19 protein-coding genes are annotated in these 22,123 nt (G+C 52.9%); 10 read left to right on the top strand and 9 right to left on the bottom strand.

Features of this window, described 5'->3' with window-relative positions; translation table 11 throughout:
* Positions 1–106: 106 nt before the first annotated feature.
* The 3 genes from CA264_RS20765 to CA264_RS20755 form a co-directional block, all read right to left on the bottom strand.
* Complete coding sequence (locus CA264_RS20765) at positions 107–1,039, bottom strand: bifunctional metallophosphatase/5'-nucleotidase (protein ID WP_025609341.1); 933 nt, start codon at positions 1,037–1,039, stop codon at positions 107–109.
* Positions 1,040–1,049: 10 nt separating this feature from the next.
* Entirely contained in the window at positions 1,050–1,805 is a 756-nt protein-coding gene (locus CA264_RS20760) for a 5'-nucleotidase C-terminal domain-containing protein (protein ID WP_025609340.1), read from the bottom strand.
* A gap of 245 nt (positions 1,806–2,050) precedes the next feature.
* Complete coding sequence (locus CA264_RS20755; protein WP_025609339.1) at positions 2,051–3,385, bottom strand: amidohydrolase; 1,335 nt, start codon at positions 3,383–3,385, stop codon at positions 2,051–2,053.
* A 118-nt stretch (positions 3,386–3,503) separates the two neighbouring features.
* Between CA264_RS20755 and CA264_RS20750 the strand changes: the two genes are divergently transcribed.
* From CA264_RS20750 to CA264_RS20720, 7 genes are all read left to right on the top strand, one after another.
* Positions 3,504–3,884: a YkvA family protein gene (locus CA264_RS20750; RefSeq protein ID WP_025609338.1), complete on the top strand. Its 381-nt coding sequence runs from the start codon at positions 3,504–3,506 to the stop codon at positions 3,882–3,884.
* Positions 3,885–3,971: 87 nt separating this feature from the next.
* On the top strand, positions 3,972–5,819 hold the full coding sequence (locus tag CA264_RS20745) for a methylmalonyl-CoA mutase subunit beta (RefSeq protein WP_237151152.1): 1,848 nt from the start codon (positions 3,972–3,974) through the stop codon (positions 5,817–5,819).
* A gap of 74 nt (positions 5,820–5,893) precedes the next feature.
* On the top strand, positions 5,894–8,038 hold the full coding sequence (gene scpA / locus CA264_RS20740; RefSeq protein WP_025609336.1) for a methylmalonyl-CoA mutase: 2,145 nt from the start codon (positions 5,894–5,896) through the stop codon (positions 8,036–8,038).
* 218 nt (positions 8,039–8,256) lie between these two features.
* Entirely contained in the window at positions 8,257–8,799 is a 543-nt protein-coding gene (locus CA264_RS20735) for an REP-associated tyrosine transposase (RefSeq protein ID WP_025609335.1), read from the top strand.
* 138 nt (positions 8,800–8,937) lie between these two features.
* Positions 8,938–9,333 (top strand): hypothetical protein, encoded by a 396-nt coding sequence (locus tag CA264_RS20730; RefSeq protein ID WP_025609333.1) that lies wholly within the window; start codon positions 8,938–8,940, stop codon positions 9,331–9,333.
* 62 nt (positions 9,334–9,395) lie between these two features.
* Positions 9,396–11,033: an alpha,alpha-trehalase TreF gene (gene treF / locus CA264_RS20725; RefSeq protein WP_071784647.1), complete on the top strand. Its 1,638-nt coding sequence runs from the start codon at positions 9,396–9,398 to the stop codon at positions 11,031–11,033.
* 719 nt (positions 11,034–11,752) lie between these two features.
* The gene (locus CA264_RS20720; protein WP_025609331.1) at positions 11,753–12,874 is read left to right on the top strand and encodes a WD40 repeat domain-containing protein; all 1,122 of its coding nucleotides are present in this window, start codon (positions 11,753–11,755) and stop codon (positions 12,872–12,874) included.
* Positions 12,875–12,942: 68 nt separating this feature from the next.
* Here CA264_RS20720 and CA264_RS20715 read toward each other — a convergent pair whose 3' ends face one another.
* Positions 12,943–14,337 (bottom strand): DUF5723 family protein, encoded by a 1,395-nt coding sequence (locus tag CA264_RS20715; protein WP_025609330.1) that lies wholly within the window; start codon positions 14,335–14,337, stop codon positions 12,943–12,945.
* Between the two features lie 270 nt (positions 14,338–14,607).
* Here CA264_RS20715 and meaB point away from each other — a divergent pair, with 270 nt between their 5' ends.
* Positions 14,608–15,588, top strand: a complete 981-nt coding sequence (gene meaB, locus CA264_RS20710; protein WP_025609328.1) for a methylmalonyl Co-A mutase-associated GTPase MeaB — start codon at positions 14,608–14,610, stop codon at positions 15,586–15,588.
* Positions 15,589–15,754: 166 nt separating this feature from the next.
* Here the strand turns inward: meaB and folB are convergent, their stop codons facing one another.
* Genes folB through CA264_RS20695 form a run of 3 tightly spaced genes read right to left on the bottom strand, consistent with a single transcriptional unit; the run spans position 15,755 to position 18,036 of the window.
* Complete coding sequence (folB, locus tag CA264_RS20705; RefSeq protein ID WP_025609327.1) at positions 15,755–16,111, bottom strand: dihydroneopterin aldolase; 357 nt, start codon at positions 16,109–16,111, stop codon at positions 15,755–15,757.
* 6 nt (positions 16,112–16,117) lie between these two features.
* A complete protein-coding gene (locus CA264_RS20700; RefSeq protein WP_025609326.1) occupies positions 16,118–17,107 on the bottom strand; it encodes a DivIVA domain-containing protein in 990 nt (329 codons plus the stop codon).
* A 2-nt stretch (positions 17,108–17,109) separates the two neighbouring features.
* On the bottom strand, positions 17,110–18,036 hold the full coding sequence (locus CA264_RS20695; protein ID WP_025609325.1) for a WD40 repeat domain-containing protein: 927 nt from the start codon (positions 18,034–18,036) through the stop codon (positions 17,110–17,112).
* Between the two features lie 106 nt (positions 18,037–18,142).
* On the opposite strand from CA264_RS20695, the gene CA264_RS20690 reads away from it, so the two are divergent.
* Both CA264_RS20690 and CA264_RS20685 read left to right on the top strand, forming a co-directional pair.
* Positions 18,143–18,808, top strand: coding sequence for a 4'-phosphopantetheinyl transferase family protein (locus CA264_RS20690; protein ID WP_025609324.1), 666 nt, complete (start codon positions 18,143–18,145; stop codon positions 18,806–18,808).
* Entirely contained in the window at positions 18,805–19,386 is a 582-nt protein-coding gene (locus CA264_RS20685) for a thioredoxin family protein (protein ID WP_025609323.1), read from the top strand. Before CA264_RS20690 ends, CA264_RS20685 begins: the two co-directional genes overlap by 4 nt.
* Positions 19,387–19,456: 70 nt before the next feature.
* Here the strand turns inward: CA264_RS20685 and CA264_RS20680 are convergent, their stop codons facing one another.
* Together CA264_RS20680 and CA264_RS20675 are read right to left on the bottom strand one after the other, a co-directional pair.
* Positions 19,457–20,305, bottom strand: coding sequence for a transglutaminase-like domain-containing protein (locus CA264_RS20680; RefSeq protein ID WP_025609322.1), 849 nt, complete (start codon positions 20,303–20,305; stop codon positions 19,457–19,459).
* Positions 20,306–20,420: 115 nt separating this feature from the next.
* Positions 20,421–22,049, bottom strand: a complete 1,629-nt coding sequence (locus tag CA264_RS20675) for an acyl-CoA carboxylase subunit beta (protein WP_025609321.1) — start codon at positions 22,047–22,049, stop codon at positions 20,421–20,423.
* Positions 22,050–22,123: the final 74 nt, after the last annotated feature.

Raw genomic sequence — 22,123 nt, 5'->3', positions numbered from 1 at the left:
CCAATTTTCCAAAACTCATAAGATTTGTTTGGTGTAACAAACGGGTCCTTTTATCGGCAGGGGGTTACAAATTTGCTCAATAATCTGTAAACAAAAAATTATTTTTTCACGAAGTTGTTACAGGTGTGTTTACCGGCAGCAAGGCTGTTCGCACGTCTGTTTTTTTCTTCGTTTTCCTGCTGAAGCTGTAGTCGATGCGGCCCAGGAAAATACCAGACCAACCTACCTGGTTCACAAGTGTTTCGTGCCCGGAGGCGTGCCTGAAGACTGCCGGCTGATCCAGAAAGGTGTGGGTGTGCCCGCCAATGATCAGGTCAATGCCCTCCACCTGCTGCGCGAGTGTGACATCATCTATTTTCCCGTCCTCATATTTGTAACCCAAGTGTGAAAGGCACACCACCAGATTACACTGCTGATTATCGCGTAACTCCTGTACCATTTCGCGCGCCGTGGCCACCGGGTCCAGGTACAATGTTTCGCCGTAATTGTTCTTGCTCACCAGGCCCGCCAGCTCAATGCCCAACCCGAACACACCAATGCGCACGCCCTGCTTTTCAAAGATTTTGTAAGGCTCGAACCGGTTCTTCAGGATTGTTTTGCTGAAGTCGTAGTTGGCAGACACAAACGGGAAGCTGGCCTTCGGCAACTGCCGCTCCAGCCCCTGCAAGCCGTTATCAAAGTCATGGTTGCCGAAAGTGGCCGCGTCATACTTCATCTGGCTCATGAGCTTGTACTCCAGCTCGCCGTTAAAGAAGTTGAAGTACGGGGTGCCCTGCCAAATGTCGCCGGCATCCAGCAGCAGCACGTTCGGCTCCTGCTGCCGTATCTGCTCTATAAGGGTGGCGCGGCGGGCCATGCCGCCCATGCCGCCGTACTTCCGCCCGTCGTCGGGGAAGGGGTCGATGCGCGAGTGCTGGTCGTTGGTGTGCAGGATGGTGAGGCGTATGCTTTGGGCAGCCTCTGCGGAAAACGGCACGCCCAGCAGGCTCACGCCAGCCGCCCCAAGTGCTGTTGTTTTTAGAAAGTCTCTTCTTCTCATGTTGCTTTGCTTAAGGGAGGACGGTCACTCGTTTCGTTGTATCGGCTGCCACGGGCTTTCCGGCGGCAGTGCGTTGCTTTATCTCCTGCAGAATGGCGTCGCGCAGCAGCAGGCCCACCGTTTCGGTTTTTACGGCGTCCTTCAGCATGCTCAGGTCATCGCCACCGCCGGCCAGGTAGTTTGATGTTACCAAGGTATAGGTTTGGCGCGGGTCAAAAGGCTTGCCGGCTATTTTAATGTCTTTTGCCTTGCCGAGCGCTACTGTGTAAGTGGCATTGCCGATGGGGGCGTTCTTCCTTTCAGCAGCATAATCGAACAGCTGCTGTACCGTCTCCCCTTTCAGCGTCAGCACCAGCAACTCATTTTCGAAGGGCATCAACTCAAACACATGGCCGGTGGTAATCTCCCCCTCCGGCAGCGGCACGCGCAGGCCGCCGTTAGTTGTCAGCGACAGGTCGATGGGCTTGCCGTAGAGCGGCTCGCTCTGGGCCAGCTGCAGGTCTACCACAAAGTTGCCCAGCGGCGACTCGTAATCGCCTTTGCTCAGCGCAACAGGGGCAGTACCCACTACTTCGGTCATTTTAGAAGTTACCTGCGCGCGGTAGGGGGCAATCTGCGCCTCCAGTTGCGGGTCTGCCGTAATGGACTGGTCTACGGGTACATCGGTGGTGCCTAGCGCCGGAGACGACACCAAGGTGCGTTGGCACGATGCCAGGCTAAGGACCAGGAGTAAAGCTCCAAGGCCTTTTGTGAGGTGATTATTCATGAGTAATGTTAAGATCCGATCTCAAAGTTATCCGACTCACCAACACCAACCAAGTGCAGTAGGTTCTTCTTAGGAATTACCGAGCGGCAAGTTTCTTCTCAAAGCGCCCGACCTCCTTAGCTACAGGGGTATATTTTTACACGATCACAAGCCGCTACAAGCCTGTGGGCACTGGCAAACTCGTACTACAATAACAGAAAAGGCTGCCTCTGCAAGGCAGCCTTCCTTTTTTCAACTGAATTCGTTTACCTTTTACCCTTCCCGTTCATATAATCCAGCGTCAGGTTTGTAAGGGTTTTTACACCTAGCTTCATGCCGCTCTCATCCACATAAAAATCTGGAGTGTGGTGGGCAGGTGCTTTGGCTGGGTTTTGGCCTTTCGGCATGCCGCCTACGAACAGGTATAGCCCCGGTATCTCCTGCTGGAAGTAGGAGAAGTCTTCGGCTCCGGTCATGGCATTCATCAGCACTACTTTCCCTTTGCCAGCAGTTGCCTGCAGCGTTGGCAGCATTTTCTCAGTCAGGGCAGGTTCATTATAGGTGATGGCAGCCATTTCCTCTATTTCGACCTCGGCAGTAGCACCGGCACTCTCGGCAATGTTGGTAGCTGTGAGGCGAATCTTGTCGTGAATCTTCTTCTGCATCTCCTTGTCTAAGGTACGAATGGTTCCTTCCATCTGCACCTCCTCCGGGATGATGTTGTTACGCACGCCACCGTGAATCATACCTACTGTAATCACTGCTGCATCTTCAGTTAGCTCTGTCTGGCGGCTGATGATGGTTTGCAGCCCATAGATAATCTGGGAGGATACCACAATCGGGTCTACGCCAGCCCACGGGTTAGCGCCGTGCACCTGCTTGCCTTTTACTTTAATTCGGAACACATCGGCTCCGGCCATAATGCCACCTGGCCTGTACTTCAGCGTACCCACTTCTGTTTGTGAGTTGATGTGAAGACCAAAGATTACCTCCGGCTTCGGGCCTTTCTCTAAAACGCCTTCTTTCACCATTAGCCTGGCTCCTCCCTCCTCGCCTGCAGGGGCGCCCTCTTCGGCTGGCTGGAACAGGAACTTAACCGTACCCTTCAAATCATTTTTCATACTGGATAATACTTCTGCAGCACCCAATAGCATGGCAATATGCGTATCGTGGCCGCAGGCATGCATTACGCCAACTTCGTTTCCGTTGTAGGTGCCCTTGGCTTTAGAGGCAAAAGGTATATTGGCACGCTCGGTTACAGGCAAACCATCAATATCGGCACGTAACGCTACCACAGGCCCGGGCTTGCCTCCTTTAAGTATACCTACTACGCCATGTTTAGCCACGCCCGTTTCTACTTCGATGCCCATCTTCTTCAGCTCAGCAGCAATACGGGCTGCTGTTTCGGTTTCGCGGTTGCTAAGCTCCGGGTGCTCATGAAAGTGCCGCCGCCACTCAATTACCTGCGGCTCTACTTTATCGGCCAGGGTGCTTGCTTTGGCCATTAGCTTGGTATCCTGTGCTATAGTCGGGGCTGATAGTAACGTAAATCCGGCAGCAGCAAGTATGGCTCGTTGTTTTAAAGTATAAGTTCTGATCATGGTGTTGTTTTAAGGTGAAAGATCAAGATAAGGAATTTAACCTCATCTTGTACCTGGTGTGTTACAGCTGCCGCCATACCTGGCCTGACTTTCCTGCTTATCTCCCGTACAACCTAACATGCTTCGGAAATGGAAAGAGTTTGTACGGCAACTGAAAGAGGATATTTATACATTGTACTTAGCCTCGCAGGACCCGCGCATGCCTTTTGCAGCCAAAGTGATGGTACTGATTACCGTAGCCTACGCCTTCAGCCCCATCGACCTGATACCGGATTTTATTCCCATTATAGGTTACCTCGACGACCTGCTGCTACTGCCGCTGGGTATCTGGCTTTCTGTAAAGCTGGTGCCAAAGCCATTGCTGCACTACTACCGCCAGAAGGCCAAAGAGCAGATGCACGAGCGAAAGCCCAATTATGTGATGGCCGCTGTGATCGTTATACTATGGCTGCTGATCGGATATTGGATGTACCAGGCGTACCAGGCACGGATAAATTGAAGTATAGCAACAGGCTGATATAGCACCGGAACAGCCTTACTTCGTAAGGTATAAAAGTCTATCTTTACAAGAAATTAGAACGAAAGCATGATGACTGACGAGCAGCAAAACCAACAGCGCCTGTTTGCAGCGTTCACCCCTGCCACAGCAACTGATTGGGAGCAGAAAGCACGCAAGGACCTGCGCGATACGCCCCTGGATAGCCTTACCTGGCACACCTACGAGGGCATCGATATAAAGCCATACTACGCCAAAGAAGATATTGCCGACCTGCCGTTTGTAAAGCAGAAGCCCGGCGACTTCCCTTTTCTGAGGGGCAATAAAAACGGAAACAACAGCTGGCTGAACATACAGCAGATAAAAGTTAAAGATGATGGCAAAGAGGCCATCGCCAAAGCTGCCGATGCACTACAGCGCGGGGCCGATGGCATTCACTTTATCATCATGCAACCGGATGTGTTCGATATTTCGCAGCTGGTACACAGCATCGACCTGGGCAAGCATAGCGTTAGCTATACCTTACACAATCATCCTAAAGCTTTCCTGGAGCGCCTGTACGCACAGCTGGAGCAAGAGCAGGTGTCGCATCGTAACCTGAAGGGCTTTGTGAACTTCGACCCGATGACGAGCAAAGGTGGGCTGACAAAGGAAGAACGCCATGAGATTGTAGAGGTACTGGACCTGACCAAAGACAGCAGAGAGTTTTACGGGGTGAGTGTATGTGGAGCAAACTTCAGCAGCATTGGCGCTTCTGTCACCCAAGAGATTGCCTATACGATAAGTGCTGCCGTTGCTTATGTAGATAAACTGACATCGGCGGGAGAGCCGTTGGAGTCGGTGCTGCGCAACATGCAGTTTTACATGGCCTCCGGCACAAACTACTTCTTTGAGATTGCCAAGCTGCGTGCTGTGCGCCTGCTGTGGTCAACGGTAGTAGAGGCGTACCAAACGGCTCCGGCACTGGCGGCTCACCTGCGCATCCATAGCGCTACCTCCAGCTGGTACCAAACCACGCTAGACCCTTACGTGAACATGCTGCGCACTACCACAGAGGCTATGGCCGCTGTTATGGCCGGCTGCGACTCACTAACGGTCACCCCTTTCGATAGCACATTCAAAACTTCTGATGAGTTCTCGGAGCGCATTGCCCGCAATGTGTCCATCATCCTCAGAGAAGAATCATACTTAGACAAAGCCATAGACCCGGCTGCGGGTTCGTACTACCTGGAGTCGCTGACAAATGAGCTGGCGCAGAAAGCGTGGAGCTTGTTTAACGAGGTGGAGGCATTGGGCGGTTTTGAGGATGCCTATGACGGTGGATTTATACTTGGTTCCATCACCGAAGTGAGCCGCCGCAAATTCAGAAACATTGCCACGGGGCGTGATGTCCTGGTTGGCACCAACAAATACCCGAACCCGAAAGAGAGCATCAGCTTTGACCCGGAAGAGCTTATACAGAGTGCTGATTTCGATACCACCCGCGCTGCCTACCCAACAGAGGTAATGCGTATGGCGACAGAGCTGCACCTGCGTAAGCGTAAGCGCAGGCCAAAGGCAATTGTAGCACTTATAGGGGATGCTGAGCAACGACAGGTAAACGCCACCTTTGCCCAGGAATTCTTCAGCTGTGCTGGTTTTGAAACAGAAAAACGGCAGTTTAGCTCTGTAGAAGAAGCATCTGACCAGCTTACTAACTCTTCTGCCGAGGTAGTGGTCGTATCGTCTTCCGAGGCTGCTTATATCAACGAGTTTGGGCCAAGGCTGCGAAATCATCATGCCAAGCCAACCATCATACTTGCCGACGACCCGCTGCACATGAAAGAAGAGATGATGGCCAACGGCTACGACGAGTTTATCTTCGAAGACTGCGACATGAAAACCCTGCTGGAAGCCGTACAGAAGCGTTTGGCGCAGGATGAGGAAAATAATAACTGAATTCTGAATAATTGAATAACTGGATTCCTACTACTCATTCAGTCATTCAATCATTCAGTTAATCAAAATTGAACATGAAGCCTGACTTTTCTAAAATAGATATAAACAAGGTAGCAGCTTCTGATAAAGCTCCTAAAGACCCATTGCAGACAAAGCCCTGGAAAACGCCGGAGCAGATAGAAGTGAAAAGCTTTTATACTTCAGAAGATGCCGCCAACTTTGAGCACCTGGGTTTTGCTGCCGGTCTGCCGCCATACTTGCGCGGCCCTTACAGCACCATGTATGTGCAAAAGCCGTGGACGATTCGCCAGTATGCTGGTTTCTCTACAGCTGAGGAATCTAATGCTTTCTATCGCCGCAACTTGGCTGGTGGGCAAAAGGGCCTTTCTGTCGCCTTCGACCTGGCTACGCACCGCGGCTACGACTCCGACCACCCGCGTGTAGTCGGCGACGTAGGTAAAGCCGGTGTAGCCATTGACTCGGTAGAGGACATGAAAATCCTCTTCGACCAGATTCCGCTGGACCAGATGTCTGTTTCCATGACCATGAACGGTGCTGTGTTGCCTATCATGGCATTTTACATTGTAGCTGCCGAAGAGCAGGGCGTTAAGCCGGAGCAACTAAGCGGAACCATTCAGAATGATATCCTGAAGGAGTTTATGGTGCGCAACACCTACATCTATCCGCCGGAGCCAAGTATGAAGATTATTGCGGACATCTTTGAGTTTACCTCAAAGAACATGCCGCGCTTTAACTCCATCTCTATTTCGGGCTACCACATGCAGGAAGCCGGTGCTACAGCCGATATTGAGCTGGCCTATACCTTGGCCGACGGCCTGGAGTATGTGCGCACTGGCCTAAAGGCAGGTATGGACATTGACGAGTTTGCACCGCGCCTGTCGTTCTTCTGGGCTATTGGCATGAACCATTTTATGGAGATTGCCAAAATGCGTGCTGCCCGTATGCTGTGGGCTAAGCTTATCAGCCAATTCAACCCGAAGAACCCAAAATCGCTGGCGCTGCGCACGCACTGCCAGACTTCTGGCTGGAGCTTAACAGAGCAGGACCCCTTCAACAACGTGACCCGCACCTGCGTAGAAGCGATGGCTGCTGCACTAGGCGGTACACAAAGCTTACACACTAACGCTCTGGACGAGGCAATTGCCCTCCCAACAGATTTCTCTGCTCGTATTGCCCGTAACACACAAATCTACCTGCAGCAGGAGACTAATATTACCAAGGTGGTAGACCCATGGGGAGGCTCTTATTATGTAGAGGCACTGACGCATGAGATCACTCAAAAAGCCTGGGCACTGATGCAGGAGGTAGAGGAGCTTGGCGGCATGGCAAAAGCTATTGAGACTGGTCTGCCGAAAATGCGCATCGAAGAGGCCGCAGCCCGCAAGCAAGCCCGCATCGACTCCGGCAAGGACATTATTGTAGGTGTAAACAAGTATAAACCAAGCCAGATTCAGGAAATTGACATCCTCGACATCGACAATACAGTGGTGCGGGAATCGCAGTTGCGCCGACTGGCAAGTATAAAGTCTACACGCGATGAAGGCAGCGTGCTAAACGCCCTGCAGGCTTTAACAGATGCAGCTGAGTCCGGTGTAGGCAACCTGCTGGAACTGGCGGTGGAGGCAGCGCGCAGAAGAGCTACGTTGGGTGAGATTTCAGATGCATTGGAGAAAGTATACGGCAGACACAAAGCAGTCATCAGAGCGATATCAGGCGTGTATTCAGCAGAACTAACCGACGACGATAACTTCGAGCGTGCCAAAGAGCTAGCTGACCAGTTTGAAGCACTGGAAGGCCGCAGACCAAGAATTATGGTCGCAAAAATGGGCCAGGATGGCCACGACCGCGGCTCCAAAGTAATTGCCACCTCCTTCGCCGACCTTGGCTTTGACGTAGATATTGGGCCATTGTTCCAAACTCCAGCCGAAGTAGCCATGCAAGCCGCCGAAAACGACGTGCACGTGGTGGGCGTGTCTTCGTTGGCAGCCGGGCACAAAACGCTGGTACCGCAGCTCATCAAAGAGCTTCGCAAGCTAGGCCGTGAGGATATCTTAGTAATTGTAGGCGGTGTAATTCCGGCCCAGGACTATGACTTCCTGTTTAAAGCTGGTGCAATTGGCGTGTTTGGTCCGGGCACCATCATCTCGGTTGCCGCGCAGAACATTCTGGAGCAACTGATGAAGCAAGTGAAGAGTTAAGAATTCTAAAGTTCAAAGTAAAAGCCGCAGCTGAACAACAGCTGCGGCTTTTACTTTATTACTGGCGCGGAAGCTACTTCCGTGACAAAGTATAAAAGCGAGTCTGCGACTCGCGTAGGCGTGGTGAAGGCGAATCACAGATTCGCTTCTATGATCTGGCACGGAAGAGACTTCCGCGCCAGGTGCAACTATACTTGCACAATCTCGTGCTTAATTACATGAGCGACAAGTATAAAGCGAATGATCCGAACGAAATTTACTTTATTACCACCGCAGTTGTGCAATGGGCCGATGTATTTACCCACCGCGAGTACTGTGAGATCATTTGCAACAGCCTTGCCTACTGTCAGCAGGAAAAGAAGCTAACCATCTACGCCTGGTGCCTTATGACCAACCACCTGCACCTCATCTGCTCCTCGCCTACGCTGGCCAGCACTATCAGGGATTTCAAAAAGTTTACCGCCAAAGAAGTATACAAAGCCGTTCAGCAGAACCCACAGGAAAGCAGAAAAGCCTGGCTCAGTTGGTTAATTCGGTCTGCGGGTGAGCTTAGCAGCAAGCATGAGGAGTATAAGTTCTGGCAGGTGGGCTACCATCCCATTCTACTGCACAACAACCACCTGATGGAACAAAAGCTGGACTACCTGCACCTTAACCCTGTTTCTGCCGGTTTCGTGGAAGAGCCAGAGCATTGGTCCTACAGCAGCGCCAAAGATTATGCAGGGCACCAGGGCAGACTCCCTATTACGTTCATCCAATAGAGTGATATTGTTGAGCACCTGCCGCGGAAGTATCTTCCGTTGCCCCACCTATAGCAGCGAATATGAGATTCGCGGTTTCCACACAAACCTTTATCCGCTCCACTGGTTTCATACCTGCATAAATGCCTACCTTTCATCATGAAACTAAAACACATCCTCATCGCCCTCTCTGTAGCCCTTGTTGGCTGGTTCATTTACGATGCTGTATCGCTGCCAAGTGTAGATGATCTGGAAGGGAATTTTAAAGAAGTGGCCATGTACCGCAACGAGAACAACACCGGCCCCATCACCCGCATTTATGCCGTAACCGTGGAGGATACCCTATGGCAGCAGATGCAGGCCTATGGCGATATGATGCCGCATACTAAATATGGCAACACCAAAATATATTTCTTCCTGAATACCAGCCCCGTACCCGCTGAGGTGTCCCCTGCCGAGCCTAACGTTGCGGCAAAATACCAAGAATATACTGTAGCCAAATATGAAAAAGATGCGATGGGGCAGGTTTCGTTTGTGCACTTCCCCTACAGATAGTATACTTGTCGCTTTGCTTCCGTATTGCGTATGAGAATTTGTTCACCAAAAGCAAACGCTATATGAGGCATCAGAAGAAGTATACTTTTAGCCGTTTTAAATTTTTCCTTCTGCTACTTTTACCTTTTACCTTCGTTATTCAGCCACTGCGGGCGCAGGAGCTGTACAGGCCGGAGCAGGACCTCGGCGAGCTGTTTGAGCAAGTACAGATGCAGCAAGTCTTCCCTGACTCCAAAACCTTCCCGGATGCCGTTCCCCTGTCGCCGCCACAGGAAATCCTGCAGGCTTACCGGCAACAAAAAGACGAGCCTACGTTTGACTTGCAGGCCTTTGTGGTAAGCAACTTTGACTTACCCTCACAACCGGCGTCCGGCTTTACCACCGATACCAGCCTATCCGTAACACAGCATATAGAACGGCTCTGGCCCATACTTACCCGCGAGCCCGGTGCCGATGGTGGCTCCCTGATACCGCTGCCAAAGAAGTATATTGTGCCGGGAGGGCGCTTCCGGGAAATCTACTACTGGGATAGCTTCTTTACCATGCTAGGCCTGCAGGCCAGCGGCGAAACAGAACTCATCCAAAGTATGGTGGATAATTTCACGCACCTGATCAACACCACCGGCCACATACCAAATGGCAACCGCACCTACTACCTCAGCCGCTCCCAGCCGCCCTTTTATGCGCTTATGCTGCAGGTGCTGGCACAGCAAAAAGGCAAGGAAGTGCTTAAAACCTATGCCCCTGCCCTCCGAAAAGAATATGCTTTCTGGATGGATGGGAGCGATAAACTGACGGCGGCAAGCCCAACGCACCGCCGCGTTGTGCGCCTGCCCGACGGCAGCATCCTGAACCGCTACTGGGACGACCAGCCGGAGCCGCGCCCGGAGTCTTACCGCGAAGATGTGGAGCTGGCACAGGAGTCCGGACGGAAGCCGGAGGAAGTATACCGCCACATTCGGGCTGCGGCTGAATCGGGCTGGGACTTTAGCAGCCGCTGGTTTGCCGACACAGAAAACCTCCACAGCATCCACACAACCGATATTATACCGGTAGACCTGAACTCGCTGCTCTACCACGTGGAACTCACCTTGGCGGAGATGGCTGAACTGGAAGGCAAGCAGGCCGAGGCGAAAAAGTACGAGAAGCTGGCAAGCGCAAGACGCAAAGCCCTGCTCAAGTATAACTGGAGCGATGAAAAGAACTTCTTCCACGATTATGACTTTGTAAAAGGCACAACCACCAATGTTCCGAGTCTTGCTGCCGTTTTTCCGCTGTACTTTAACATGGCTAAAAAAGAGCAAGCCGCTGCCGTGGCCCACAAGCTGGAGGCGGATTTCCTGAAGCCCGGCGGACTGGTTACCACCCTGAACCGCACAGGTCAGCAGTGGGACTCGCCCAACGGTTGGGCTCCGCTGCAATGGATGAGCATACAGGCACTGCGCAACTACAAACACGATGCCTTGGCCGATGAAGTGTCGCAGCGATGGGTTGAGAAGAACGAGGAGGTGTTCCACAACACCGGTAAGCTGATGGAGAAGTACAACGTGGTCAACATGAACCTGGAAGCCGGAGGCGGTGAATACCCAAACCAAGACGGCTTCGGCTGGACCAACGGCGTGCTGCTCAAACTCATCTCCCTGCACCCCGAGCTACTGGACATGACGCTGGAAGAGCTGGAGTTAGAGGTACAGGACTAACATCAGCAAAGCTAAACATAAGAAAGGGCGCAACTAGTTGCGCCCTTTTTAATTATGTGTACTTCTCTGTCTATACAGCACCGTATCCAACTGCCCCGAGCCACTCCGAGGAGGGAAATCAGTTTAAGACCCCGTCAGCTTTGGCTATCTGAGTTGATCCCAGTCCTTGGGTTGAGCGCCTTGTAGAGTTCCGGTGCCGCGGGAGCGGCAGCCGTTAGGCAGGAAGGCTACACAGCGCGATGCCCGAGGACGAGGCCTCGCGGCCGTGAGCGCTCCAAAGCCAGAGGTGAAACTATAGGTAAGTGGGAGCTGGAGGATGAACAGTGTCTAGATAGGATAGCTTAGTTGGAGATACCGCAAGCAGTGGCTATGGAAGGCTGTACAGGTATGGCCATAGTAGGCACTAGCTGCAAGCTAGCGCCAGCGGGGATAAGCAGTGGCTATGGAAATATAAGCAACGGTAGTCTACGGCACAAGCGGACGCTTGCGCCTGAGAAGCTGTTTTAATATCGGCTGTAAGTATGGCTTTTCAAGCCAGTTGAGTTACAAACTCAACACTATAATAAGACACAAGTCTGAAGACTTGCGCCAGCAGGGGCATTTAGAGGCACCAGCAGACGCCTGCGCCAGTAGGCTATCTGACACAAAACAACACCATCTCCTCCTATACTTGGCACTACGTTTGCAAAAGCACCGTTTAAGGAGCAAATCACAAACCTATGAGCAGACTAAGACACATTGCCGCAGCAGCACTACTTACGTTCAGCAGTTTTACAGCCTTCGCACAAGGCGAGAAGAACAACTGGTACTTTGGCAAGGGCGCTGGCATTATCTTTAACGGAGACTCCGCTACCGCGACAAACAGCAGGCTTTTTACGGAAGAAGGCAGCGCCACCCTCTCCGATGCAGACGGCAAGCTTTTAATGTATACCAATGGCATCACCGTCTGGAACGGCGAACACAAGGTAATGCCAAACGGCAACGGCCTGATGGGCGGAAAGTCATCCACACAGTCGGCGCTTATATTGCCGAAGCCGGGCAGCAGCAACATCTACTACATCTTCACGACAGATATCCAGGCGCAGTCGAATGGCTTGCGCTACACGGTGGTAGACATGACGAAGCAGGAAGGCAAAGGCGATATCACCTCCCGAAACAACTTTATGATTGCCCCTGCCACCGAAAAGCTGACGGCAGTGCGCCACAGCAACGGCCGCGATTGGTGGGTAATCGCACACCGCTGGAACAGCAACGGCTATATGGCTTTCCTGGTGAATGAAGAAGGCGTGGAAGTACGGCCGGTGCTAAGTATGGTCGGCACCGTGCACGGCGGGCCAAACCGTAAAGCCATCGGTTACCTCGTACCGTCGCCGGACGGCACGAAGCTGGCAGCTGCGCTTTGGGATGCCGAAAGCAATTTTGAGATTCTGAACTTCGACCGCAGCACAGGCAAAGTATCAGACCCGGTATTGCTGAAGGGATTTCAGGAGGCGTATGGTGTCCTGTTCTCGCCGGACGGCAGCAAGCTGTATGGCACAGCCAACGGTACTGGCGGTGGAAAAGCACAGGTGGTGCAGTTTGATTTAAAGGCCGGTAGCGCCGATGCCATTGCAAAATCTGCTGTGGTTGTAGGCGAGTCCAAAAGCCCAAGAATCGGCGCTCTACAGCTAGGCCCGGATGGAAAGATTTATGTGGCGCGCCAGGATAACTATTACCTGGGCGTCATCAATAATCCAAATGCAAAAGGCAAAGCTGCCAACTACGTGGACGACGGCTTTCACCTGGGCAAGCAGAAAAGCGACCTGGGGCTGCCAAACTTCGCGCAGGGAATCAGCAAATAGAATAGTAAACAAGAAGGCCAGCACCTTTGTAAGGTGCTGGCCTTCTTGTTTATACTTTAAAAGTACTGCTACAGCGACTGCTCCCCGCCCACCCTGAAGCGCAGGAAAGCAAAGGCAAAAGAAGCGCCGGGGTTGTTCTCCGTAAAAGGCGCCGTGATAGCGCGCGTGCTGATTCCGAACTCATAGGAAGGCGCCACATACGTGATGCCTAGTGGCAGGTTTACTTTCTCACCGGCTCCGGTAGACACACCTGTACTTAAGCGGAGAGAGGGAGTCGGCATTACATCTACTCCTAAGCCCACAAAATCCTGCGAAAGGTTACCGGGCGCATTGTTCAGAGGGTGCACATAGTCCAGGCCAACTTCAACTTTGCTGCCCAGCTTTGCTCCTACACCTGCTCTGAAGCGCGTTGGGAGATCAGTTGTTAACTCGTTTACCGGCGCAAAAGCCAACGTTGTATCAATAAGCTGTTGGGCAACATCGGCTACATCCTCAAAGTCATAGTCTGCTGCATTCACAACATCATCCAGGTAAAAGCCTTCATCATGCCCTTGCAACAGGTTTTCAGTCCAGCGCATTGTACCGATATCTGTTACTGATACGCTAAGCTTAACCGTTTGGGCGACCTCAGCCGATAAGCCAAGATCAAAGCCGTGCCCCCTGCCTACGGGGCTCAACAAACTACCGGCATCGTTGTACTTAAACTGCGGGTCGTCGAGGTATTTATCGTAGTCAAAGCCTAACACCGGCGATGAGGCGCTGTAGGCCTTTACTTCTCCGTTCACAGCACTAAGCTCGTACAGGGCCAAGCCCTGCAGGTAACGGTAGCCGACTCCAGCTGAAATAGAAAGGGCAGGCAAGGACACGATAGAGCGACCGTAAGACAGGTTCCATTCATTTACCCAGGAGGCTTTTATCTCGGTTCCATCAAACAGGTCATGCGCGTACACCCGCTCGCTGTGGCTTGTTTCTTTCACAACAGGGGCATCCTGCCCCATAAACAGGAGCTCAGCAAAGTTCTTGTTAAAGCCGGCATGCCCCAGCACGCGCTGGCGGTTACTAAAGGCAAAGCCTCCGACCTTGGGCAGGTGCACAGAAACAGCAAACGTATTCATGTCTGCACCAAAATTCAGCACGTTGTCTGAGGTAAACGCCTTTGCGTAGTGCAGCCTGTCTTCCCAGAACAGCGACCGCTCATCTGCTGCTCTTTTGAAATCTTTAAAACTGGTGCGCGTAAACGCCTGGGAGCTCACCCCAACTCCTCCTTCCAAAAAGGTAAAAGCCAATGTAGAGGTGCCTCGGCTTAAATTGGCGGGGTTAATGCCTATGGCTTGGTAATCATGCACAAATGTGTTCGCCACTCCGCCGCGCCCTACTGCGCTAGCGTTGCTTAACTCGGTTTGCGCCTGAACAGTTGTTTTCATAGCCACTAAGGCAGCAGCCAGTATGAAAATCTTTTTCATGAAGTAAAATATTCGATCTTGGGATTTTGGAAATTGTATTCTGACAGGTCCTGTAGAGACAACAACTAAAATAAAGGAAGCATAATTCAATTATAATTAGAATCTTATGCCTAAAGTTAAAACTGTAGTCCCAATCTGTTTCAGGACTCATACAGCAGAACAAAGTAAATTTTAGTTTAATGTGTGCTGTGGCAGCAAAAGTGGCGCGGTAACCTATAAAGTTTAATTTTGTAAAAGGAGAACGAACCATAGCAATAAAACCCCATCCCCTTGGCCAAACGATTCAGCCCTGACAAGTATGTAGAAGGCATTTTAGCCGGAGACCGCGTGATGCTCAGCCGCGCCATCACGCTCGTGGAGAGCCGCCTGCACTCCGACCAGGAGCTGGCACAGGAGGTAATCAACCAGGTGCTGCCGAGAACCGGCCGCTCGGTGCGCATCGGTATAACCGGTGTGCCGGGCGTAGGAAAAAGCACGTTTATTGAGGCCTTCGGAAACTATGTGATTCAGGAGCAGGGCAAGAAACTGGCCGTGCTGGCGATAGACCCTACCAGCCAGCGCTCCGGCGGCAGCATTTTAGGCGATAAAACCCGCATGGAGTCGCTCTCTGTTAACCCGCAGGCGTTCATACGGCCCTCCCCGGCAGGCAAGTCGCTGGGAGGCGTTACGAGAAGCACCCGCGAAAGCATTATACTGTGCGAGGCAGCCGGCTTTGAGGTGATCTTTGTGGAGACGGTTGGCGTGGGGCAGTCCGAAACCGCCGTGCATGCCATGGTGGATTTCTTCCTGCTGCTGATGCTGGCCGGCGCGGGCGACGAGCTGCAGGGCATCAAGCGCGGCATCATGGAAATGGCCGATGCCATTGCCATCACCAAGGCCGACGGCAGCAATGTTGATAAGGCCAAGGCAGCCCGTGCAGAGTATCAGAACGCGCTGCACCTCTACCCCATGGCAAGCTCTGGCTGGCTTCCCAAAGTCAGCACCTGCTCAGCCCTCCAGAACACCGGCCTCGACAAGATATGGCAAACCGTTGAAGACTACCTGCAGCTAACGCAAAGCAACGGCTACTTCGATAAAAAGCGGCGCGACCAGAACCTGCAGTGGATGTACGAAGCTATCCGGCAAAGCCTGGAAGAGCGCTTCTATGCTGCCCAGCAGGTAAAGGAGCAGCTGCCAGGTATAACCGACGAGGTAAAGGAAGGAAACAAATCGGCCTTTGCCGCGGCGGCGGAGCTGCTGAAGCTGGTGTAAGGCCTTTTCTTGGTTTAGCAACAGAGAGGACTTCGGGCAGCTGCAGGAACAGCTTTACAAAGAGCTGGACGAGAAAGCTGACTTTTGAAGTATAGCCGCCCCTAAACCAAAAGCAGCTGGCCCTGTTTCCAGAACCAGCTGCTTTACGGATCAATAAGTAACTCTTTTATCTCGCTTCCTGCAGGCTGACTTTTGCCCATTTGCAAATGCCGCCCAGCGGAGGGTTAAATTTATATACGTTTACCTTCACCGACTGCACGAACGGAAACCTCTCGTACACTTTGTCGATGATGCGGTGGCCGAGGTGCTCCAGCAGGCGGGCAGGGGTTTTCATTTCCTCCAGCACCAGCGCATACAGCACCTCGTAGTTTACGGTTTCTTCCAGTTTATCAGAAGCAGCAGCGCTTTGCAGGTCGGTATCGATAATCAGGTCGATGCCGTACTTATTGCCTATTTTCTGCTCCTCGTCGTAGTAGCCGTGGAAGGCAAAGAACTCCATGCCCTCCAGCGTAATCTGCCCCATGCTTCCCTAACCTATCTCGTCAAAGAAAGAACCTGTGCCTTGCTTTACTGTCGCGCCGTTTGTGGCGTAGGCATTGCGCGAGGGCTCAGTGAGCGGCGGCTGAATCTCCGGCTTGTCCGGTTGCACGGGCTGGATATCCGGGATTGGCTGCTCGATATCTGGCGCAGGCACCCTGCCCGGATAGTCTGGCGACGGCTGCTCAATTTCCGGCGAAGGCACATTGGGCACCGTCGGCTCTACCGGGCTTGGCACCTCGGGCTGCGGCTGCGTTACGTCCGGGGCAGGGTCTCCGATAGCGGCGTGCCCATTGCCGTTCGTGTTCAGCACTGCCACGGGCGCGTTAGCGGCTGTGGACTCTGTTAACTGGTATGGTTTGTTTTCTGCTGGTGTCGTGTTCATATCTTTCAGGTTTTTGAGCAGCTCCGAACCGGTTACCTCGGTGTTCGCTGCTTTTGAAAGAATACTGTGTGTACCGGCTTTAGGTTTTGCCTTGGCCTTCTCGGCGTTCTCGATCGCCTCGTTCGCCAGGTGGCGCAGGTCACGCACCAGGTGGTCGAGGTAGCTCTCCATGCGCTGGCAATCCTGGTCCAGCAGTTTTACCTGCTGCTGCATCTCCATGATCACACGCTCCGACTGCTTCTTGGCCTCCTCCAGCATCTGGCGGGCCTCGTTGCGGGCCTTGTTCATGAGTTCATCGGCCTTCAGCTCCGACTCGCGCACCTGCAGCTCGGCTGACTTTTTAGCCTGCTCCAGAATGCTGTTGCCCGTGTCTTCGGCGGTTTTAAGGGTTTTATAGAGTGATGACTCCACTTCGCGCAGCTTCTGCGTCTCGCGGTGCGAGGCGTCCAGCTTCATGCGCAGATCCTTGTTCTCGTCCTGCAATTTTTCCCATTGCTGCGAGAGGGTAAGCAAAAACGCGTTTACTTCATCCTTGTCTAGTCCTCTAAAAGCCTTCTCAAACGTTTTCTGCCTGATCTCTAACGGTGTAATCTTCATAACTATAACCCAAAATTTATATCCCAAACCGAAATGGTGCGGTCATCGCTACACGAAACTAACTGATTCTGATGAGCCGACCAAAATAATTTATTTACCGAGGTGCCGTGGCTGGCATGGCGCACTTTGTCAATCACTTTCAGCAGTTTAAAGCTTTGTGCATCCCACACCTTTATGGATTTATCCATGCTGCAGGTGGCAAAGTAGCGCCCGCCGGGGCTGTAGGCAATGTGGTTGATGGTGTACATGTGCGCGATGAGGTAGCCCCGCTCCGTATAGCCTTTTTCCGCCTCCCACACCCGCAGGTGCGCATCGCGGCCGCCGCTCAGCAGCAGCTTCCCGTCCGGCGAGTAGGCCAGTGTAAACACAGAGTTGGTGTGCAACGTCAGCTCCTGCTTCAGCTCCATCGTGGCCCCGTCAAAAATTCGCACCACGTTATCGCTGTAGCCGACCGCCAGCTCCTGTGTAAAGCTGTTAAAGGCAAGGCAGCGCGCACTCTGGTCTGCCTTCCGGACGACAGTCTGCAGCTCAAAGCTTTCCCCGTCCAGCACGCACACGGCACCGTTCCCCATGGCCACGAAGACCTTTCCCACCTCCGGGATGTGGGCAATGTCAAAGATAGCCACCTTCGGCAGCGCCACCGACTTCAGGATGTTCTTGCTCTCCAGGTCAATCACCCGCACCCCCTCCTGGTTTTGCCCGATCAGCAGCAGGTTGCGCTGCGGCAGGTAACGCAGCGCATACACCGAGGTGCTCACGCGCGCGATCAGCTCCCCGTTCTCCGGCTCCCGAAGGTTCCAGGCCACCACCATTCCGTCTCCGGCGGCAGAGAAAAGAATGTGCTCCTCGGCAGAGCGCTCCAGCGTGTACACACTGTCGCGGTGGCCGGTAAGGGTGGCTGCTTTCTGTACTTGTACTTTACTCGCCATGCTGGCTATGCTCTAGTCTTCTTTAAAAATCAGCTAAATTTACAACAAATACGCTGAAACAGCCGTGCCTATATTTTAAAACCACTCTACCTGCACATTATTGCCTATGCCACTGCTGCACATTAAAACGATAGACCAGCACACCAAAATCGGGTTCTGGAACCTGGCTGAGCCGCTTGAAGCGCTGCACCAGGCACTGCCCCCGCACGTTACCGTGGAAGAGCGCCTGGCGCAGGTACACCATAAACGGCAGCGGGAGTGGCTGGCAAGCCGGGTGCTGGTGTACAGGCTGCTGGAGGAGTTTACCCCGCTGCCCCTGCAGCTGCTCCGCAACCAGTATGGCAAGCCGTACTTCCCCGATTCGCGCTTCCATGTCTCTATCTCACACTCCCCTGAGCTGGCCGCCGTGATCCTCTCTGACAAGTATGAGGTTGGCATAGATATTGAACTGGTATCACCGAAAGCGCTGCGCGTGCAGGAGAAGTTCCTGACGGACGAGGAGAAAACCTATACTTTAGCCGATGAGCAGAGAACCTGCCTGTACTGGAGCGCCAAGGAAACCTTGTATAAGCTGTATAGCCGCAAAAGGCTGGTGTTTAAGGAAAACCTTTCGGTAGCGCCCGCTGAGGAGCCTAATGTGCTGCAGGGGCGTGTACAAACCGAAAATTTTTCTAAATTGTATCGTATTTATCACGACATACTGCACGAGCATATTCTCACCTACTGCGTAGACAAGGATCCAAAACAAGTAAAACAAACACAAACGCCATGAAATACTTCGCCTCTCTTTTTACAGCCCTGCTGCTTTCAGCAAGTGCCTTTGCACAGTCCGGTGGTTACCAGCTGGGCGATAAAGTGGCTGATTTCAAGCTGCAGGGAGCCAATAACCAAACCACCTCGCTCAGCGATTTCGCGAATGCCGAAACCGTTGTGCTGGTGTTCACCAACAACCAGTGCCCCTATGCCAAGCTGTACGAAAACCGCCTGGTAACGCTTTCCAGCAACTACGGCGCGAAAGGTGTGCAGTTTGTCTTTATCAACCCGGGCGCAGGCGATGCCGGCGAGACCCTGCAGGACATGGCCTCCAGAAAGTATAGCCCCTACCTGGCCGATGAAGGACAGACGGTCAGCAAGCAGTTCGGCGCCACCAAGACACCCGAGGTGTTTGTGCTGCACAACGACAACGGCAACTTTACCCTGAAGTATAAAGGCGGCATCGACGACAACCCGCAGATGGAAAGCGGCGTGAAGAACTACTACCTCAAGAATGTGATTGATGAGGTGCTGGCGAACCGCCCCATTTCGACCGGCGAGAAACGCGCCACCGGCTGCCTGATCAAGAAATACTAAGCTATCCACTGCATAAAAAGAAACGGCCGCTCCAGGTGTTGGAGCGGCCGTTTCTTTTTATGCCTGCACCTTAGATCGGCAGTTCATCATCCGTAATAGAGTCGAGCAGCTTGGTTACCTCTGTCGCCTTCTCCGGGTCATCCATCTTCTCAAAAGAGAAGGCGAGGTTGCGAAGGGCGCGCTTTACGATATCCAGGTTAGAGCAGGGCTCATAGAAAATATCCAGCGGGTTAAGGTTAAGCTGCAGGATATAGTTGTCGATGTCGGCCTTGCTCAGTATAAGGCCCTTGTTGTACACGTTGATGTAAAACTGCAGGCCGTCCAGCTTATAGGTAAGGATAAACAGGTTGGGCAGGTTTACGCCGTACACAGGCATCTGCAGGCGCTGCGCCAGCGTCATGTAAATAACGCATAGCGTGAGCGGGTTGCCGCGCTTACTCTCCAGCACCAGGTGCAGCATGGAGTTGGCCGGCGAGTGGAAGTTCTTCGTGTTGGCAGAGAACCGTTTCTCCCGGAACAGTACGTTGTTCAGCGACTTTACCTGGTCATACGGGTGCATCTCATCCTTCATGTGCGTCCAGGCATCAAAGTACAGCTGATCCAGCGTTTTGGAGATGTTCGCGAAGTCCACATCCGGATACAGGTAGGAGTTCACCAGATACATGCCCTCCACCAGGTCCTCGGCGCCTTTCTCCTTCCACTCCTTGAGGCGCCGCATCAGCCCCTCAAACTGCAGGTTGTGTATCAGGTCTTCGATCTTCTTCTGCAGATCGCTGTCCAGGGTCTCCTCCCACTCCTCCTCCAGAAACGGGATGATCCCCTCGCCCAACTGCACAATCTGCTTCTCCACATACGACGCTACCTCGTAATCGCTGTCGTCCAACAGCGAGATCAGCGCCTTTATCTCATTCTTCGTCACTATAAATCAGTTAGAAATTCAAAATTAGAAATTAGAAAGTCGGGAAACCACAGCTTTGTAAGCTCTTATAAGAAACCCTCATTTCCAATTTCTAATTCATAATCTTGAGCTTTTCTCACGTCTGTATCACACCCACGTTATACGGTTTTTCGATCGGGGCGTGGTTGGCGGCCTCTATCCCCATCGAAATCACCTTGCGCGTCTCCAGCGGGTCAATGATTCCGTCTACCCACAGGCGGGCGGCGGCATAGTAGGGCGAGAGTTCCTCGTTATACTTGTTGGTGATGCGCTCCAGCAGCTCTTTTTCTGCCTCAGGGGTTATCTCCTCCCCTTTTGCCTTCAGGGCCGACACCTGGATCTGCAGCAGGGTATTGGCCGCCGCGGCACCGCTCATAACCGCCAGCTGCGCCGTTGGCCAGGCGTAGATCAGGCGCGGGTCGTAGGCCTTGCCGCACATGGCGTAGTTGCCTGCGCCGTAGCTGTTGCCAACTAGGATCGTGAACTTGGGCACCACCGAGTTAGACATGGCGCTCACCATTTTAGCCCCATCCTTGATAATGCCGCCGTGCTCCGACTTGCTGCCCACCATAAAGCCAGACACATCCTGCAGGAACACCAGCGGAATTTTCTTTTGGTTGCAGTTCATGATAAAGCGCGCGGCTTTGTCTGCCGAGTCGGAGTAAATTACGCCGCCCATCTGCATTTCGCCCTTTTTGCTCTTCATGATCTTGCGCTGGTTGGCCACAATACCCACAGCCCAGCCGTCGATGCGGGCCAGGCCGCAAATAAGCGTCTGACCGTACAGCTCCTTATAAGGCTCAAACTCGGAGTTATCCACCAGGCGCCTGATGATGTCCATCATATCGTACGGCTTCACGCGGTCTGCGGGCAGCAAGCCGTAGATTTCTTTTTGATCTTCGGCAGGGGCCGCCGGCGCTACCCGGCTGAAGCCGGCCTTTGGCTTGTCGCCCATCTTGTCGAAGATGTTACGGATGTGGTCCAGCGCCTCTTTGTCGTCTTTACACTTGTAGTCTGTTACGCCGGAGATCTCCGAATGCGTGGTCGCGCCGCCAAGGGTTTCGTTGTCGATGTTCTCGCCAATGGCTGACTTCACCAGGTAGGAGCCGGCCAGGAACACGGAGCCGGTGCCCTCCACGATCAGGGCCTCATCGCTCATGATCGGCAGGTATGCCCCGCCGGCCACGCAGCTGCCCATAATGGCGGCAATCTGCACAATGCCCATCGAGCTCATCACGGCGTTGTTGCGGAACATGCGCCCGAAGTGCTCTTTGTCCGGGAAGATCTCGTCCTGCATCGGCAGAAACACTCCTGCGCTATCCACCAGGTACACGATCGGCAGTTTGTTCTCGATGGAGATTTCCTGGGCGCGCAGGTTCTTTTTGGCTGTGATCGGGAACCAGGCTCCGGCTTTCACCGTGGCATCGTTAGCGACCACCACACACTGGCGGCCCTTGATGTAGCCGATACCCGTTACCACGCCACCGCTCGGGCAGCCGCCCACTTCCTCGTACATGCCTTCCCCGGCAAAGGCCCCGATTTCCAGAAACTCGGTTCCCTCGTCCAGCAGGTAGTCAATACGCTCGCGCGCAGTCATTTTTCCTTTCTTGTGCTCCTTCTCGATGCGCTTTTCGCCACCGCCAAGGTGCACTTTCTTCAGTTTGTTCTTCAGCTGAAAGACCAGCTGTTTCAGGGCGTCTTCGTTCTTGTTGAATTCAATATCCATTCAGGTTAGCTTGATTAGTTTGGGTAAGTATAAAATGCGAAAATCCGCTCATAAAAGCGGATTTTACAAATATA

Origin of the sequence: Pontibacter actiniarum, assembly GCF_003585765.1 — a bacterium.
GTDB classification, from domain to species: domain Bacteria; phylum Bacteroidota; class Bacteroidia; order Cytophagales; family Hymenobacteraceae; genus Pontibacter; species Pontibacter actiniarum.
This window is presented reverse-complemented; position numbering and strand designations above follow the sequence as displayed.

Excerpts from the sequence above, each read along its gene's own strand:
- CA264_RS20765 (WP_025609341.1), bottom strand. The coding sequence starts at position 1,039 with ATGAGAAGAAGAGACTTTCTAAAAACAACAGCACTTGGGGCGGCTGGC.
- CA264_RS20760 (WP_025609340.1), bottom strand. The coding sequence starts at position 1,805 with ATGAATAATCACCTCACAAAAGGCCTTGGAGCTTTACTCCTGGTCCTT.
- CA264_RS20755 (WP_025609339.1), bottom strand. The coding sequence starts at position 3,385 with ATGATCAGAACTTATACTTTAAAACAACGAGCCATACTTGCTGCTGCC.
- CA264_RS20750 (WP_025609338.1), top strand. The coding sequence starts at position 3,504 with ATGCTTCGGAAATGGAAAGAGTTTGTACGGCAACTGAAAGAGGATATT.
- CA264_RS20745 (WP_237151152.1), top strand. The coding sequence starts at position 3,972 with ATGATGACTGACGAGCAGCAAAACCAACAGCGCCTGTTTGCAGCGTTC.
- scpA (WP_025609336.1), top strand. The coding sequence starts at position 5,894 with ATGAAGCCTGACTTTTCTAAAATAGATATAAACAAGGTAGCAGCTTCT.
- CA264_RS20735 (WP_025609335.1), top strand. The coding sequence starts at position 8,257 with ATGAGCGACAAGTATAAAGCGAATGATCCGAACGAAATTTACTTTATT.
- CA264_RS20730 (WP_025609333.1), top strand. The coding sequence starts at position 8,938 with ATGAAACTAAAACACATCCTCATCGCCCTCTCTGTAGCCCTTGTTGGC.
- treF (WP_071784647.1), top strand. The coding sequence starts at position 9,396 with ATGAGGCATCAGAAGAAGTATACTTTTAGCCGTTTTAAATTTTTCCTT.
- CA264_RS20720 (WP_025609331.1), top strand. The coding sequence starts at position 11,753 with ATGAGCAGACTAAGACACATTGCCGCAGCAGCACTACTTACGTTCAGC.
- CA264_RS20715 (WP_025609330.1), bottom strand. The coding sequence starts at position 14,337 with ATGAAAAAGATTTTCATACTGGCTGCTGCCTTAGTGGCTATGAAAACA.
- folB (WP_025609327.1), bottom strand. The coding sequence starts at position 16,111 with ATGGGGCAGATTACGCTGGAGGGCATGGAGTTCTTTGCCTTCCACGGC.
- CA264_RS20700 (WP_025609326.1), bottom strand. The coding sequence starts at position 17,107 with ATGAAGATTACACCGTTAGAGATCAGGCAGAAAACGTTTGAGAAGGCT.
- CA264_RS20695 (WP_025609325.1), bottom strand. The coding sequence starts at position 18,036 with ATGGCGAGTAAAGTACAAGTACAGAAAGCAGCCACCCTTACCGGCCAC.
- CA264_RS20690 (WP_025609324.1), top strand. The coding sequence starts at position 18,143 with ATGCCACTGCTGCACATTAAAACGATAGACCAGCACACCAAAATCGGG.
- CA264_RS20685 (WP_025609323.1), top strand. The coding sequence starts at position 18,805 with ATGAAATACTTCGCCTCTCTTTTTACAGCCCTGCTGCTTTCAGCAAGT.
- CA264_RS20675 (WP_025609321.1), bottom strand. The coding sequence starts at position 22,049 with ATGGATATTGAATTCAACAAGAACGAAGACGCCCTGAAACAGCTGGTC.